The organism is Gordonia oleivorans (assembly GCF_040044975.1).
Taxonomy (GTDB): Bacteria; Actinomycetota; Actinomycetes; order Mycobacteriales; family Mycobacteriaceae; genus Gordonia; species Gordonia oleivorans.
Window position 1 is genome coordinate 100541 of record NZ_JBDZDI010000011.1, and the last position, 16904, is coordinate 117444.

The window sequence follows — 16904 nt, forward strand, 5'->3', positions numbered from 1 at the left end:
GCTCCCTGATCAAATACAGCAGACGGACCTGCACGGCGCGGGAACGCGTCGCAGGTGTGAGAATGTCATCCACCCGAGCCCGCGAACGGAGACATCCGAACGTGGGGTCGAGGGTTGGCGAGTGGCCGAGGGGGCCAGGCTGAGGGTGTTAGCGCAGATCGTCGGGCAGGCTGCGCGTTGCGCGCCACATCGCCATCGTGAATTTCCCCTCCATCATCCCGGCCTCGTGGAAGAACCGGATCATAGGCTCGGACATGAACTGCAAATTGACGCGATAGTTCGGGCTCGTCTGCTGCGCCCACAGCCCGCGCAGACGGTTGATTCCGACAGCGGGGTACACCTTCGGATTGATGAGCAACGGGTACGCAAAGTTCGCAATGACCGCCAGCGTGCCTCGATGCCAAGCGCGCGAGATGCGTCCGCGACGCTGCATCCCCTCCACCATTTCCAGCCGCGCGAAGGTGATGTGGCGGGCCTCTTCGAGAACGTGGATCTTCATGAGCTGGCGCAGCTGCGGCTGCATTTTCGGGTCATTCATCGCCTCACGCTGAGCGCGGTCGAGTATCTCTTCGATGAGCAATGTCGCGCCGGATACAGACGGGCCGAGAGGCACAAAATGCAGAATCTTCGCGAAGCCCAAGAATCCCTTCGGCAACTTGTACGGCGCCAGTCCCGTCTTGTTGATCAACCGGGCAAACATCGTCGAGTGACGTGCCTCGTCGCCGATCTCGTTAAGGGCGTAGAGGGCCCTTTGATCTGTCAGGGCACCTTTGGCAGACATTCGGAGCAGCGCTGAGCTGAGCAGATTCTCTGCGTAGATACCGAAGCTGAGAATGCTGACAATTTCATGGCGCCCGAGTTCCACCTTCTGCTCATCGCTCATTTTCTCCCACAGCTTGGTGCCGTAGAGCGAGACACGATGCTCGGGCAGGAAGTACTTTCCCTCCTCCCAGGGCGAGTCCCAATCGATGTCGATCTCCGCGTCATAAAATTTCTCGGCCGCCGCACGCAGCAGTCGACCGGCAGACCTCTGCATGTCGACGGGCTTGCGGGCGCTGACGCGCGACACCCCTTCCGTCGAAACGTCGGGCTTGATCTCAACATTCTGAACGGTCATGTGACACCTCCGTTGTGTTCCGGGCCGAGCTGAGTCTCGTCTCTATACCCGATACTCTGGGTACCCGATACTGCTAGTGTCACTGCCAGTGTGTTCTTTTGTCAACGCTTGATGTGAAGAAAGTGAGCTTTACGTGTCTGACGACCACGATCTCGACTACTCCGGCGAGGGCACCTTGGTGTGCCGCGGCAAGGAGATTGCTGTCCGGGTGAAAATCAAAGGCTATTTCCAGCCCCTCAACGGCTTGTACACCTGGTACGGCAGGATCGACAAAAATGATGCGCTCGACGCCCTCCTCGCGGGCAGGCGCACGGTTGCTGTCTTCGTGACACCAGAGGGCCGCGCCGAGTGCGTCGTGGGCGATCCTGATTTCTGGGACCGCTATCGCATTACGGGCACGAGCAGGCCGCCGTACCACATCCCCACCACGCTCGAAGACGTGGAGTCGATAGCAGAGAGTGAACATCACAGCTGACCGACCCGCACGGAGCCGCCTGTGGGGCGTTCCCCCAATCCAATGAGTCCGAGAGGAAATTCGTACGTGGCCAGGTCGTCGATCGTTCACAACCGTCCATCAAGGCGTTCTGCCGGCACCGGTGAATACAGCGCTCAACTGGAAAAGGTCGCCTGGTTCACGCTGCGGCGCAAGGGATTCGTGGCGTCGGTCTGGGTCGTGGTTGCGGTCGGCTTAGCGGTGCTATTCCCGCAGCTGGAGTCCGTGATCCGACAGCAGTCGGTGGACCCGATACCCGCGGGCGTACCGTCATTTCAGACGCTCGACCGGATGGGTGAGGCGTTCAATGAGAAGGGGGCCAAGACCACCGTCTTCGTCGCCATGGAGAACGACAGGGGTTTCTCGGACACCACCCGCGCCAGGTATGACGAATTGGTGACCGCACTGCGTGCGGACACGGAACACGTCATCGCAGTCCGCGACCTGCTCGGCGACCCGCTCACGGAGAGTCAGGCGCTGAGCAAAGACAAGAAGGCGTGGTATCTGCCTATCGGTGTCACCGGGACGTTGGGCGGACCGGACGCTGCCAACGCCGTGGAAGCGGTCCGTGACACCGCGAACGAAATCTTCAGTGGTACCGACACAATTGTTCGGGTGACCGGTCCACCTGCCACGTTCACCGACCAGCTCGCGGTGGGTGAGACCGATCTGGTCGTGATCACGCTCGCCACGGTGCTGTTGATCGCCGGGATCCTGCTGATCGTCTACCGATCGATCTTCACCGCTCTCATGCCGCTGCTGGTGGTCGGCATGAGCCTGGCAGTGGGCCGCGGGGTGCTCTCGGGTCTGGGCGAATTGGGCATGCCCGTGTCTCAATTCACCTCGATGTTCATGACGGTAATCATCTTCGGCGCCGGAGTCGACTACTCCGTATTCCTCATAAGCCGGTATCACGAGGGCATCCGGGCGGGCGATACCCCTGACGTGGCCATTGCGAACGCCACCGCAACGATCGGTCGCGTGGTGCTCGCGTCCGCAGCGACAGTTGCCTTTGCTTTCTTAGCGATGGCGTTCGCCAAACTCAGCGTGTTCAACACGCTCGGCCCGGCGTGCGCGATCTCTATCGCCTTCGGCTTCCTGGCAACCGTCACTTTGCTGCCCCCCGTGCTGTCGTTCGCGGCAAAGCGTGGCGCGGGTCTACCTCGTCGTGACCTCACCAGACGGTACTGGCATCGGGTGGGAACGGGGGTGATCCGGCGGCCGGTCCCGCTGCTCGCGGTGAGCCTGGTGGCACTGATCGCTCTCGGCCTCATCGCGACCACCATGACAATCACCTATGACGATCGGGAAGGTCAGCCGCCGGACACCGGAAGCAACGAGGGATACGCGCTGCTGAACCGGCACTTTCCCAAAGACACCATCATCTCCGAATTCCTTCTGGTGGAGTCGAACGAAGACATGCGCACCGGCCAGGGACTGGCCGATCTTGAACAGATGGCGTCGCGCGTCGCGCAGACGCCCGGCGTCACCCGCGTCATCGGGGTGACCCGCCCGACGGGCGAGAAGCTCGAGCAGGCTGAGTTGTCATGGCAGAACGACCAGATCGGTAGTGGTATCACCGAAAAGACCGATGACGCACAGTCACGGAAGGGCGACCTGGACCTACTAAAGACCGGGTCATCACAACTCGCCGACGGTCTTGCTCTGCTGAACGAGCAGGTCACCACCAACCTCGCGCCGCTGTCGGGGTTGCTCGAGCAGGCCTCGTCGGCCGGCGAGCAGCTCAGCCAGTATCGTCCGCTCGTCGATCAGCTGGCTGCTGCGGCGCCCGCACTCGATGAATTCTCCCAACAAGCTCCCGAGCTGTCTCGAGTGGCACGACAAGCACAGTCGGCTGCCGACGCCGTCGCACCGGCGTTGAGTGCACTCGATGCTCCCTGGTGCGTCCAGATCCCGCAGTGTTCGGCCTTGCAGACACAGACCTCGGACATCCGCGCATTGGCCGACAACCAGTCCCTCGGTCGTATCGCGGACTTCGCTACCCAGCTCGGTGGAGTCGAGGGCCCGGGAACGGCGGACCTCGCGCAGTTGCAGAGCTCATTGAACGTCCTCGACTCCGCTCTGCAGACGATCAACGGCCAGGACCTCGGCAGTCGGTTGTCACAGCTCCAGACGGGCGTCCGAGCGCTCGCCGACGGGGCCCGACAGCTGTCCGGCGGTGTGAGCGCATTGGTGGACAGCAACGTACAGCTGCTGGCGGGCCTGTCTCAAGTGGCCGCCCAGCTACGCGCGCCCGCCCGGGACATCGGCAACACTGACTCGGCAACGGGGTTCTACCTACCCGCCGACGCGTTCAAGGATCAACAGTTCAGCCAAGTGGCGCGCCAGTTCATCTCGCCGGATGGCAAGACTGCTCGCTTTGTAGTGCAGACCGCCTACGATCCGTATACCGCGGATGCCATGACGTTGGCGAACAGTCTGTCGAAGGTGGCCGAGGACGCCATGCCGAACACCACGCTGCAGGGTGCGCGCGCATCTGTCGCCGGGTTCCCGGCGATCAACGCCGACATCCAACGACTTCTGGCGTACGATTTCAAGTTACTCGGATTCGGAACGCTCCTGATAGTCGGCCTGATCCTAATGCTCTTACTCAGGGCGATCGTCGCACCGATCTATCTACTGGCCACCGTTGTACTCAACTACGCAGCCGCTCTGGGCATCGGTGTCCTTGTCCTCCAACACATTTTCGGCAATGAAATAGCGTGGCCCGTCCCGCTGGTGTCCTTTATCGTCCTGGTTGCAGTGGGGGCCGACTACAACATGCTGTTGGTTTCCCGGCTCAGAGAGGAATCGACGGCCAATATCCGGCTCGGAGTTCTACGCACCGTCGCATACACCGGCTCGGTCATCACCTCGGCCGGTTTGATCTTCGCGGCGAGCATGTTCGGACTCATGCTGGGATCGATCGACGTGATGGTGCAGATCGGCTTCATCATCGGTATCGGGTTACTCCTGGACACCTTTCTCGTCCGCACGATTGTCGTCCCTGCGCTGGCAGCATTGCTCGGTGAGGCGAGCTGGTGGCCAGGGCGGCTGCACCGCGCGGCCGTGAGCCGGGATTCCACCGAGGTAGGACCCTATGCCAGAGGACCTTTGACGACGTCTAATCGCTGATGGCGGGGTGAATCTACATCAGGCGCGCGAGGGTTGACAGGAACTCTCGGTTCCTGCTGTGAAACGGCCCCACGATCAATTGCCCATTCGCGCTAACGCTTTCGCTACACCCCGTGCTGTAATGCTCGGTCGCAGTGTGAGTCATCGCTGCGGACTGCCTGGCCTGAGCACTTCTGAGAGCATCAGCCGAGGCGGTGAACACCAGACGGCGGCGGTTCAGCGAACCGCCGCCGTCAGCGAGAATGTGTTCAGTTCGGCACGACGACGAGATCCCCGTCGGCATGTTGGGCACGCAAAGCTCTTTTGTCGAACTTGCCCACGCTGGTGCGTGGCACCTGGTCCACGAACGCCCAGTTCTTGGGAATCCACCAACGAGGGATCTCGGCGGGGCAATTCTCGAGGAACCACTGGCCGAGTTGATCGGCGGTAACGTCGCTGCCGTGCGTCCGGACGACCACGGCTAGGGCCGTCTCCTGCCATCGCTCGTGGGGGATAGCGATCACGGCAGCCTCGGCCACCTGAGGATGGCCCATTATGGTGTTCTCGAGCTCCACCGATGAGACCCACTCGCCACCGGACTTGATGACGTCCTTCGTTCGATCGGTGAGCGTCAGATAGCCGTCCGGGCTGATGTGGCCAACATCGCCAGTCCGCAGCCAGCCGTCACGGAACTTGTCGCTGTCTTCGTCCATATTATAATAGCCACCGGTGATCCACGGCCCCCTCACTTCCAGTTCCCCCACGGACCTGTCGTCACGTGGAACCGGCATACCGGCCTCGTCGGTGAGACGCATCTCGACGCCACAGATGGCACGGCCCTGACGCTTGCGATACGTCATATCGGATTCCGGTGCGACACCGGCCGGTGGTCGACTCACCGCGGCGAGTGGCGAGGTTTCCGTCATCCCCCACGCTTGGATAATCGGGACGCCGAACCTGTCCGCGAATCCCTCGATCAACGACTGCGGCACCGCCGCACCCCCGCAGGCGACCAGACTGATCGACGACAGATCCACATCGGGATGCGATGACCCAAACTGCAACAGATCGTTCCAGATGGTCGGAACGGCACCCGCTTTCGTGGGCCGATGTGTCTGAATCATGTCCGCCAGAGGCGCCGCCTGCAGGAATCGGTCGGGCAGAAGCAAGTCGGCACCCGCCATAAGGGCCGCATAGGGAAGACCCCAGGCACTGGCGTGGAACATCGGCACCACCGGCAGGACTCGGTCACCCTCCTCCACGGCGAGCGCATTGCCGGTACAGGCTGCCATCGAGTGAAGGAACATCGAACGGTGGCTGTAGACAACCCCCTTGGGGTCTCCCGTGGTTCCGCTGGTGTAGCATATAGCCGCCGCCGATCTCTCATCGGGTTCTGCCCACGGAAAGGCCGGGGACTCCGCAGCGAGCGCGTCCTCATAACGAATGATTTCGACGCCGTTGCCCTCCAGCGCCGACACCTCCCCACCGCCGGCGACGAACACGACACGTACGGTCGACAGGCCCGGCAGCACCGGTGCCAACAACGGCACCAGCGAACTATCCGTAATGATGACCCGGTCCTCAGCGTGATTCGCGATGAACGACAGTTGGGACGCAGACAACCGCAGATTCAGGGTATGCAGGACGGCACCCATGGCGGGAACCGCAGCGTACGCCTCTAGGTGCTCCTGATTGTTCCACAGCAAAGTAGCTACACGGTCATCGTCGCCCACACCGGCACGACGCAGAGCATTGGCCAGCTGACCGCAGCGTTCCTCAAGGGGCCCGTAAGTCGTGGTTCGAGCCGGTTCGGCGCCGCCGTAGGTGATCACCTGCCTTCCGGCGTGATTCGTCGCGACGTGGCGAAGGATCGACGACACCGTCAAAGGTACGTCCTGCATCGTGCTCTTCATGAATACTCCTTCTGCGGCACAGCCGCCTTATTCTGCTGGGCCATAGTCCTGGATCTGCCAGCCCCCAGCCGTTTTCGACACGACCACCTTCAACAACGTCGGCAGTTCACTCGGTTGCGGGTTCTGCACGTTCTGCGTCTTCTGGCTCGCGAAGACCATCACCGTGTACTCGCCGTCGGTTTCACCAGTGACGCTGGTGGCCAGCACGCGTCCCGACGCCTGCACCTGGGCCTGCTGCATGATCTGCGTCAGCGTCGGTCGAACCTCGTCGTAACGCTTGACGAGCGCCTCACCTGCGTTCTCCTTGACCGCCGCAAAAAAGGCGTCGGTGTTCTGATAGCTGTAGGTCAGGGACTTGGTCGTGTAATCCGAGGCGGCCTCCGCCGCCGCAGCCCGTTGCGCGGCGTCGTTTTCCAATACCGACTTCGCGTCGTCGGCCTCGAGGTAGAGGTAGGCGAACACGCCGACCAGCACAGCGAGCACCACGATCACGGCCGAAACGACCACGGCAGCACGTGATCGCGGCCATACTGACCAGCGACGCCCACTCGGCGAGGGGGAGTCGACGTCGCTGTCGTCAACCCCCGTCGCGGCTACGGAAGCGGTTTTGGCGTTCTCGTCCACCAGCAGATCGCCATCCGTCGTCGCTGCTGCCGCGCCGCCCTCGACCTCAGTGGCCTCAGTAGGCGGTCTGGTCTGCTCGTCATTTGTCATCTGGGGCCTTCTGTGTACTTGCTGGTGACAGTCGCTTGCGGACAAGCCGTCATCTTGGTGATTGCGACACGGTGATGGGGACCTCGGCGCGACCTGGTCGCGACGTCGGGAAGGTTCGGGCGAGGAGGTCGCCGATCGATCCGAAGTCGACGTATGTGTCCGCGACCTTCTCTGTCGCCGGTTTCACCGCCCGGGTGATCGTCACCAGATCAGGCTGCAGGATCTGGATATAGCCACTGAGCTTGTCCACAAGCTTCAACACGGGAGGCCACTTGTCGTACGAGGTGGTTGTGAACTCGATGAACGCCCGCTGAATTCGCGCCAATCCGTTCACGGCGTCAGGGGTACGCACAGCTGCCGTACTGAGGACGTCCCCGACATTGGACATGAGGCCGAGCAGGAACTCGGCGTTGTCCGCGGTCACCCGGACGGACCCATCTTTGCCGACGAAATCGACTAGACGGTGCATCATGTCGCCGATCATGTCGAGGTCTCCCTGCCGTCCTGCGACGGCCTCGGCGACGGTCTTGTTGATGGACTCGATCGAAGCCGGGTCGAGCCCATCTGCCACCGCAGCCATCTTCGGCAACACCTGGGGCACCGATTGCGACACGTGCACCGCCTCAGCGGGCACCACGTCTCCGTTGTCAAAGTACCCGCCGGTGGCCGTGCCCCCGGGCACGAAGTTGATGTACTGTTCCCCCGCGATCGACAGATTCAGGATCGACATCACGCTGTCCTGGGGGATCTTGTGATCGGAATCGATCGCCATCTCGACCTTAAGTGCCGAATCCACGACGTTGATGGAGGCCACCTTTCCGACGGGTATCCCCCGCACCATCACCGGCGACGTGTCCAGTAGACCGCCTGAGCTGTCGATGAAGGCGGTTAACGAGTACTCGGAGCGGGTGGGGTTGACGCGTGCCACGCCGACGACGAGGTAGCCGAGCCCTGCGACGAACACGACGGCCAAAGCCACCATCGATATGAGCGTGCTGCTGCTGCGGTTCACGGCATCATTCCGATCGATTTCAACACGGTAATGAACGATTCGGCGTCACGCCGCGCCAGGTCCCGACCATCGATGGAGATGTCCGAGAGGTTGATGTCAGGCGACCCCACGAATGGAATGAGTTTGTCGCGGATGACGCGCGTTGCCTGCTCCGTGACGGACTTCGAGTAAATGTCGGAGTTGGCGATCGACGCGATCACCGGGGCGATCGCGGCCACCGACTCCTTGATGCGTGAGTACTCCGGATCCACGATCCTGCCCGCGGCCGTAGCAAATGTACGCAAGTTGGCGATGAGTAACGCGACGTCGATCAGGGAGTAGCCGAGGCCATAGAAGTTGGTTCCGCCCTTAGCCAGCATCCGGTCGATTCCCGACGGATCAGCCAAAATCACCTTCAGAGTCCGATCAGCCGACCTCAACACCACGTCGAGCTTGTCAGTGTTCGAGGAGACCTCCGAAACGGTCTCCAGCGTTGTCCGATACAGGGCGTCGAATTCCTGCGGATCCTTGGGGAACGAGGTGTTCAATGTCGAGATCGCGGTGTGGATCTTGTCGAGTTCACCGCCGCCGAGAACATTCGCCATCCCACGCATGACGTCCTCGACATTCGCTGCCGGCTCGGTCCGTGCCAGCGGGATCACCGAACCCGACCGCAGCAAGGCACCCGTCGACGGCTCGGCTGGGGGAAGGATGGAAACGTAGATCTCACCAAGGAGAGTGTCCTGACGCAGCTCGGCTCGCGATTCGGCCGGCAGCTGAGTCTTGTTATCGATGCGAGCTTTGACGACCGCATGCCCGTTCTCGTACGTGACATTCTCGACGGTTCCGACGCTGAGCCCCTCTGAGAGGACTTTTGCGAGGGCCGGCAGATTGAGTGCGCTGGTGAACTCCATCTGGATGTCGTAGCCGTTGCCATCAGAGGTTCCTATGGTCGGCGGATTGTCAGCGTTGATCCCACACGACGTCACGAACACCATCGCTGCCATCAGTGCGATCACCATGGGTCCGAGGCGTGCCCGGTTGACTGAGATCATCAGGCCCCTCCCCCCATCATCCCGGCGATCGTCCTTGATGCATCGCCGGGCCCGCAGACGCCGTTTGCCACCGGCGCGGCGCAGCCACTGACGAGGCTTCGCAAAGGCAGCGACACTGCGAACGCCTGCACGATCGACTTGGCATCGGGGTGTTTCATGATGAGGTCTGCCGTGCGGGCTGCGACCGCTGCCACCATGTCCGGCTGCTCTCCCATGCCGGCGATGAGCGGAACGGCAGCATCACCGATCGCGAATATTGGGGGCCCGAAATCCGTTGCGAGCCGCGAGAGGATCGGTACGAACGTCCCCGCGTACTCGACTGCCGCGCCGAACGTCTGGCCGAACGCGACGATGACATTGATGGCACCCACGAAGTTGTCGAAGAGGGCGGTCACCTCTTTGTCGTTCTCGGCTGCCACCCCCGTCAGTGTTGCGAGGTTCCCGACGATCCTGCGAACCTGTCCATCCCGCTTGGCCGGGTCGTTGATGAGCGTGGCAGAGTCCTTGATGATCCCGGCCACGTCACCCTGGGTCCCTTCCAGATTGCGGGAAACGAGCTTGAGGGACTGCAGGACGGCGTCGGTGTTTCTGCCGTTGTCCTTGACCAGGTCCTCGGACAAGTCGCTGATCGAGTCGAGCGTCTGACTGATTCCCAGCGGGGTTCTCGTCTTACTCAACGGAATGCACTGATTCGTCTCGTATCGGGCTCCACCGGAGTACGGCTTGGTGAACTCGATCTGACGTTCGGTCACGATGGATGTCGACACCAGAGTCGCGCCGACGTCGGCAGACAGCGGCACGCTCTTGTCGACCCGCATGTCGATCCTTACACCGGACTGACCTTTATTCTGGTGCACCCCGACGACGCTGCCCACCTTCTTGCCGAGCATGGCGACTGCGTTGCCTTCGAAGAGGCCCGATGCATCGGTGAACTCTGCGCACAGGGCGCGCGTGTCGTCGGACGCTGTCCGGCCTATCCCGATACCAGCGATGACCACCACCACCACGGCGATCAGGAGCAGCAGTCTTCGGACCCAGGTGGTCAGCATTTGTCGTCACCACTCGGAATGCACACACGAACCTCTGGTTCTGTGGTGGCCGGCGCACCGACCGGCGCCTGGAGGAGGACGCCGAGGCGCTGAGTGATCTGATCGATCTGTGTCAGGGCATTGGAGTAGCCCGGCATCTCTGTCGACACCTTGTCCAGGAGCGTCTTGAACTGTTGCACGGACGGTTCGATGCCATCGCGGTACGCCACGAGCGGCCTCGTCAGGAGTTTGAACAGACGCCTGAGATAGTCGAACCCGTCGCGGACGTTCTGGATATCAGGTCCCAGCGTCCTGGCCAGGAAGCTGAGTTGACGGAGAAAGTCGACTAGCACCTGTTTTTGGTCGGCGAAAGCTTTGACGTATTCATCCGATAGAGCGACCGTTTTGTCGAGCTGACCGTACTGTCGCTCTAGGAGGTCCATCAGACTGCTGGTGTTCCTCAGTGCGTCGGGAATGTTTGTGTTGCCGTCGGAGAACGCATTCTGCAGCAGCGCCGCAGTTTGACGGAGATCGACGCCGTTCACATCACGGAACACCGGCGTCGTCGTCTCGAGCGTGTTGGAGATGTCGTAGGTACTCGATGTCTGAACAAGGGGGATGGCCCCCGACAGCGCGGTCGGTCCTGACCCTGGGTCCAGATCGAGAACTCGCCCGCCGATCGGCGTGATCAGGCGAACCGCTGCGGTAGCATCCGAACGGACTGACACCGAGTCGTCGAGTCGAAATTTGACTGTGATAACCGTTCCCGTGAGGTCCACCGACGACACCCTCCCTTGTCTTATCCCCGCTATACGCACCTGATCACCCGACTCCAGCCCGCCGGTGTTGACCAGATGGGCCGAGTACACCTTTTGACCGGGCGGTGCGATATACACGGCCCCGGCGATGACCAGACCGACCACCACGGTCACCACCACCACACCGGCGACGATGAGGTCGCGTCTGCGTTCGGGCTGGTGATGCGATCGATTTCGATTGAACAACCTCACTTACACACCACCAATCGTTGCCCCATAAGCGCAATCTGCGCTGTATCCGGCAGGGGCAGGAGACCTTTCGAACATTGCGCCTCGCTCGGCGTGGAGTTCGTCGCAGCGGTGAGCGAGTCCATAAGGGGCTTGAGCAGCACCGCACCGTTGAGTAGACCCTCTAACTCCCCGGGTTCTCGCGCCAGACGCTGATAGATCGCCGCGAAACTCTGGTCGTACGTTGACTCGAGTTGCTCGCCGGTGAGGACCGTCTTCGACATGGACCGGTTGACCTCGCGTAGCGACTCTCGCAGCCGGTCACTCACGCGGCTGAAGGCGTCGACGATCGATCCCAGCTTGTCGACGAGTTCGACCATCTCCGCCGAGCGGCCTTCGAGCTGGTCGGAGACCTGGCCGAGACTCGTCACAATATTTGTGATGATCTCAGACCGCTGGTTCCCGTAGGCGGTGATGTTGGCGATCTGCTTCAGAACAGGCGATATGCCCCTTCCATCACCTTGAGCAACGCGCAATAAATTGGACTGCAGTTCATTGATCTCGTCGGCATTAAGCGTGTCGAACACCGGCTTGAATCCGTTGAACAAGGTGGACACATCAAATGAGGGAATGGTCTTGTCGAGCGCCACCTGTGTGAGTTCCCCCTGTGTCTTCCCCTGTGCCGCACCGATCAATTCGACATATCGCTGTCCGAGAAGATTCTGATAACGCACGGCGGCGGTGGTTTTCGATGTGATCGTGATGTCGTCGTTCAGTTGGAAATGAACGACCGCCGTGGGCCCGTTCAGGTCGATCGCCGTCACATAACCGACCTTGACTCCAGCCAGCCGCACACCGTCGCGAGGTTTGAGCCCGGAGGCATCGGAGAAGACCGCTGATCGTTCAGAACTCGGTCCATCCGAGCTGGGTTGGAGGATGGCGATGATCACGTAGGTGAGAACGCCGATGACTGCGGCGAACGCGACGATCTTGATGATGGTGGGAGTTATCGACTTGAGCTTCATCTACCTCGGTCCTCCTACTGCAAGCGCGCTCTGCAGCGCAGGTGACGTCTGCACTACCAGGGCGACCTGAAGTTGTACTCGCTCGCCGACCTGCGGCGTGGCCTTGTCGATGCTGTCCAGGATCTGCGGGATGGTGTAAACGGTCCGCGCGAGCCCCGAGGCCGATCTGGCGACTGGCCTCGCCAGATCGAGGCCGACGTCCAGTAGTGAACTCAACGCCGGGTAGTTTTTGTTCAACAGTCCTCCGAGTGCGCCGAACAGGACCTCGCCGGTGTCGTTGAGGTTGCCCTTGGTCTGTTTGATGGCCTCGTCGGTGGCGAAGAAGTCAGCGATGTCGACGTTTATGAGGATGCCCGGAATGAACGGCTTCATGAAGTCGGCAACACCCTCGGACACGTCTGCCGCGATCGCCAAATCCTGGCCCACTGGCCGCTGTTGAACGTCCCGAGTGAGCTGTGCGATCTGGAACATGAGTTTGCCGGCGTCGGCAAACGTTTGGGAATCGTCGACGACAAACTTCACCACAGAATTGAACGCCGGCTGATCGAGAGCATTGACCAGCTTGGAAAGTTTTCGAATCAGGGTCGAGACCGACGTTTGTTCGGACTGCTGCTTGCTCACATAGACACTGCCGCCATCACGGATGAGCGCTCCCTGCCCGGGGTCGACAATATCCAGTGCCGTCGGCCCCAGCGCGCTGGCGGACGTGTAATTCACCGCCAAGCCCTGACGCAACCGGATGTCGTCGTTCGCTCCGGTGAGCTCAATTTTCACATTTGTGCTTTGGTCGCGCACCGACACCGAGGACACCTTGCCCACCGTGAAGCCCCGATACTTCACCTCCGATCCGCTCTTCAATCCGTCACCAATCGCGTCGGTGGTAATCGTCACTGTCTTGTTGTCGTCATATTTTCCGTTCGCGTTGCCCACCAGAAGATAGGCGGCAACCACCACGACGACGAGAACCCCGATCCCACGCAGGGTCAAGTTCGTTCGTGACGGCGCGCGCCCTGACGGATCTTGAAATACAGCCACTTAAACTCCTAGCCCGAAATCCTGACGCCCGAATCGAAGCCCCACATCAGCAGGGTCAAGATCATGTCCTCCACGACGATGATGATGAGACTGCTGCGGATCGCTCGACCAGACGCGCGGCCGACGCCTTCTGCTCCACCGGTGGCGTAGTAGCCCTGGTAGCTGTGGACGATGACGACCGATACCACGAAAATTAGGACCTTGATGACTGAGAACACCAGATCCTGCGGTTTGAGGAACGCATTGAAATAGAAGTCGTAGGTGCCACCGGACTGACCGTGCATAAGGATGACGACCAGTTTGGCCGCGACGAAACTGAGTATCAGCGTCACGATGTAGAGGGGAATGATAGTGGTGATCGCTGCGACCACGCGCGTGCTGACGACGTACGGAATCGGCCGCACCGCCATCGACTCGAGTGCGTCGATCTCTTCGGCGATGCGCATAGAACCGATCTCCGCAGTGAGGCGACAGCCGGCCTGGGCTGCGAAGCCGATCGCGGCGATAATAGGTGCCAACTCCCGAGTGTTGGCGTATGACGAGATGAACCCGGTAAGAGACCCCATCCCCACCAGGTCCAGCGAGGCGTAGCCCTGAATGCCGATGGATGCCCCCACAGCCATTCCGAGAATGACAAGCACGACCGCGGTACCCCCGCCGACCAGAACAGCGCCTCGTCCCCAAGCAAACTCATGTATGTACAAAAGCGTCTGTCGTCGATAGGTGGTCGCGACGTGGCGAATTCCTGCGACGGTGTCGATGGTGAACGTGGTGATGTGCCCGAGTTGTGCAGGGACTTCGGCGAGGGGCGTCACAGCACGCACGATCGGACGAGTGACAGAAGTGAACCGGGTGGATGGTATGGCGGTCACGTGTTCTCCGTCATCCGATGGTCTGCGGGACGAACATAATTGTCAGCTGGGTGATGACCACGTTGATGACGAAGCACGCCACCACCCCCAGGACCACGGTGGCGTTGACAGATTCGGCCACACCCTTCGGGCCGCCTTTCGTGGACAGACCCCGGTGACATGCGATTGCCACGACCACGAGACCGAACACCACTGACTTGATCAGTGCCACCACGATGTCCGCCGACGAGGCAAAGGATGCAAACGAGGAGACGTAACTTCCCGGCGTGATGCCCTGGACGTTGACGCTCAGGATGTAGCCGGCCACGAGACCGGTAAACACGATGAGCATGCACAACAGCGGAGCGACGATGAGAACCGCGACGAACCGCGGGGCGACGACTCGACGGGCCGGATTGAGTCCTAGCGTCTCCATGGCATCGATCTCTTCACGGACGGTGCGTGCGCCAAGGTCAGAGGCGATGGCCGACCCTGCCGCACCACCGAGCAGCAGCGCTGTCACGATCGGGGCCCCCTGCTGGATGATCCCGAGTCCACCAGCGGCGCCGGCGATGGACGTGGCCCCGACCTGCTGGGTCAGGCTTCCCACCTGCACCGAGACGATGACGCCGAACGGGATCGCCACCAGGATCGCCGGCAACGTCGTTACGGTGATGACGAACCAGGTCTGGGTGACAGCCTCCCGAAACGGAAATCGTCCGGTGACAATGTCATACACGGTCCACCGCAGTGCCTGGCCGGCGAGCATGGTCGTGTTCCCGAAGGTCGCAAGACTATCCGTCGCACGACCAGTGACTCCCGTAGCGATACTGCTCTCCTTCATATGGCTGCACAGCCCTTCAATGGTGTGCATCACAGTATCAGGTACTTCGAGTACTTCAATACATGATTCGGAGATTCCTGCCGGAGTTAGCGCACTGGCCGGGTCAACGTCGGACAGCGAATCGGTGAAGTCGTCCGTCGCCGCATTTACCGAAGCTCTCGGAGACATCGAGCAGCCCGGCCAGGGCTTCCCCGCCGGATCTCGGGGCGGTCCAATACCAGCAGCGGATGGAACCGAACGTTTTTGGCTCTTCGCAGTTGAGGGTGTAGAGGTGGTCGGCGCCGCGTGCTGCTCGTTATAGGAATGATCAGGGTGAGTGCCCACCGCGCCATCTCGATGACATCGAGGACCATCGTGGTGCGACGACGGGGGTCACAGGTACCCACCGACGCGGCCCTCGTTCAGCAGCGGTCCGAGCGGCGCTGACGTCCACCCACGAGGTTGTCCGTCAAAATACCTTGGTCGCCGAACAACTCCGAGCGCCAGGTCTTGAGCAGATAGTCTGTGGGGTTGTCGCTGGGATGGAACCCGCGACGCGTGTAGGTTCCTAACTCGCGCAATACATCTCGGTTGATCCACGGGTTGGTGCGCATAGCCGCCACGCTTCGCAGAAGACGAACCGGGTTGTACGTGGCGCGATCGGTGAGCATTGACGCCAGCGTGGACACGGTGACAAGTCCCAGAAACGTGATGTGGATCCCGCGCATCGTGCCGATACGCAGAGCTTCGCTGCCACCGATGGTCCGGTAGACGTCGAACGCCACCGCTTTGTGTTCGACCTCCTCGTAGGCGTGCCACAGCAGGAGTCCCCGCACCTCGTCGGAGGTGAGTAGCGCGCGTGCCTCGGTATTCGTGAGGAGCAGAGAGGCCAGGGTCGCCGTGTAGTGCTCGAGGCCGGCGGTCATGGCCAAGGAGAATTTGTGCGGCGCGTGACGGTAGATCATCGCCAGCGCTCGCTTGGTGAGGCGGTCATTGATCCGAGTGGGGTAACCCATTTCCTGGAGATGCTCGTTGATCTCGCGGTGCTCGCGTCCGTGTGTAGCCTCTTGGCCGATGAACCCGTCGACCTGCGCCCTCAATGTCGCGTGGGCGATCTCATCCTTGTAGTACTTCACCGACCGGATGAAGAAGTCCTCGCCCTCCGGGAAGACCGATGACAGCATGGACACGACGTGACTCATGATCAGGTCGTCGGAGACATAGTGTCGGTTCATGGAGCCCTGCGGATAGGAGAACTTGATCCGCCTTGCACGGATGGGCGCTGCCTTGAAGTCGACCACACCGGCGTCGTCGGTAGAGCTGATGGCGGGTTGCTCCGCGTCCATGCTGTCCTCCGGTCCCGTTCCGCCACACCAGAATATGTGTGTCAGCAGCCACAGCTCGATTCCCAACTATCAGTCCGCAGAGACAGTGTTGTCAATGGTCGATAAGGCCCCGATGGGGGTGCCGCGGTCGGCGAACGCACACTTGATGGCACCTGCCCAGGCCGAAGTAGACGCCCTGTGGGGCCGCGCCGAAGGACCCCAGCCGGCATAGGCTGACATCGCCAACTTGCGCTACGTACAACGCTCGGCCGACCAGCTGCGGCCGCGCGCAGCTGGTGCGCCTGGCCAGCAAGCAGTTTGTCCGGGATCGGGAACTGGACCTGGGTGCTTCAGGGTACTTGAGAGAACTAACCCGTGAACCGCGATCATTTCGCCCGCCCCACCTCCGGCATGTGGTCTTGTCTCACGACCGC

The 16904-nt window shown here is 61.3% G+C and carries 14 protein-coding genes; 2 read left to right on the forward strand and 12 right to left on the reverse strand.

Annotated features, from left to right (window positions below; all coding sequences use genetic code 11):
* Positions 1–148: 148 nt before the first annotated feature.
* The gene (locus ABLE92_RS16305) at positions 149–1117 is read right to left on the reverse strand and encodes an AurF N-oxygenase family protein (RefSeq protein ID WP_006361212.1); all 969 of its coding nucleotides are present in this window, start codon (positions 1115–1117) and stop codon (positions 149–151) included.
* Between the two features lie 133 nt (positions 1118–1250).
* On the opposite strand from ABLE92_RS16305, the gene ABLE92_RS16310 reads away from it, so the two are divergent.
* Entirely contained in the window at positions 1251–1592 is a 342-nt protein-coding gene (locus ABLE92_RS16310) for a DUF4873 domain-containing protein (RefSeq protein WP_006361213.1), read from the forward strand.
* A 42-nt stretch (positions 1593–1634) separates the two neighbouring features.
* A complete protein-coding gene (locus tag ABLE92_RS16315) occupies positions 1635–4745 on the forward strand; it encodes an MMPL/RND family transporter (protein WP_496560819.1) in 3111 nt (1036 codons plus the stop codon).
* Positions 4746–4993: 248 nt separating this feature from the next.
* On the opposite strand, the gene ABLE92_RS16320 is transcribed toward ABLE92_RS16315, so the two are convergent.
* The 11 genes from ABLE92_RS16320 to ABLE92_RS16370 all read right to left on the reverse strand — a co-directional run bounded on the left by ABLE92_RS16320 (position 4994) and on the right by ABLE92_RS16370 (position 16491).
* Positions 4994–6637, reverse strand: a complete 1644-nt coding sequence (locus ABLE92_RS16320; RefSeq protein ID WP_006357955.1) for a fatty acid--CoA ligase — start codon at positions 6635–6637, stop codon at positions 4994–4996.
* 27 nt (positions 6638–6664) lie between these two features.
* Complete coding sequence (locus ABLE92_RS16325) at positions 6665–7351, reverse strand: hypothetical protein (RefSeq protein WP_230461844.1); 687 nt, start codon at positions 7349–7351, stop codon at positions 6665–6667.
* A gap of 49 nt (positions 7352–7400) precedes the next feature.
* The gene (locus ABLE92_RS16330) at positions 7401–8333 is read right to left on the reverse strand and encodes an MlaD family protein (RefSeq protein WP_075863799.1); all 933 of its coding nucleotides are present in this window, start codon (positions 8331–8333) and stop codon (positions 7401–7403) included.
* Between the two features lie 26 nt (positions 8334–8359).
* A complete protein-coding gene (locus ABLE92_RS16335) occupies positions 8360–9397 on the reverse strand; it encodes an MlaD family protein (protein ID WP_035756041.1) in 1038 nt (345 codons plus the stop codon).
* Positions 9397–10446, reverse strand: a complete 1050-nt coding sequence (locus ABLE92_RS16340) for an MlaD family protein (protein ID WP_035756044.1) — start codon at positions 10444–10446, stop codon at positions 9397–9399. Before ABLE92_RS16340 ends, ABLE92_RS16335 begins: the two co-directional genes overlap by 1 nt.
* Positions 10440–11435, reverse strand: coding sequence for an MlaD family protein (locus tag ABLE92_RS16345; protein ID WP_042378899.1), 996 nt, complete (start codon positions 11433–11435; stop codon positions 10440–10442). The genes ABLE92_RS16340 and ABLE92_RS16345 overlap by 7 nt, the downstream gene beginning before the upstream one ends.
* Entirely contained in the window at positions 11432–12436 is a 1005-nt protein-coding gene (locus ABLE92_RS16350; RefSeq protein ID WP_155224888.1) for an MlaD family protein, read from the reverse strand. Before ABLE92_RS16350 ends, ABLE92_RS16345 begins: the two co-directional genes overlap by 4 nt.
* A complete protein-coding gene (locus ABLE92_RS16355; protein ID WP_348805819.1) occupies positions 12437–13471 on the reverse strand; it encodes an MlaD family protein in 1035 nt (344 codons plus the stop codon).
* 8 nt (positions 13472–13479) lie between these two features.
* A complete protein-coding gene (locus ABLE92_RS16360; protein ID WP_030175680.1) occupies positions 13480–14343 on the reverse strand; it encodes an ABC transporter permease in 864 nt (287 codons plus the stop codon).
* Between the two features lie 10 nt (positions 14344–14353).
* Positions 14354–15091, reverse strand: a complete 738-nt coding sequence (locus ABLE92_RS16365) for an MlaE family ABC transporter permease (protein WP_030175681.1) — start codon at positions 15089–15091, stop codon at positions 14354–14356.
* A 476-nt stretch (positions 15092–15567) separates the two neighbouring features.
* On the reverse strand, positions 15568–16491 hold the full coding sequence (locus ABLE92_RS16370; protein ID WP_009678389.1) for a metal-dependent hydrolase: 924 nt from the start codon (positions 16489–16491) through the stop codon (positions 15568–15570).
* Between the last annotated feature and the right edge of the window lie 413 nt (positions 16492–16904).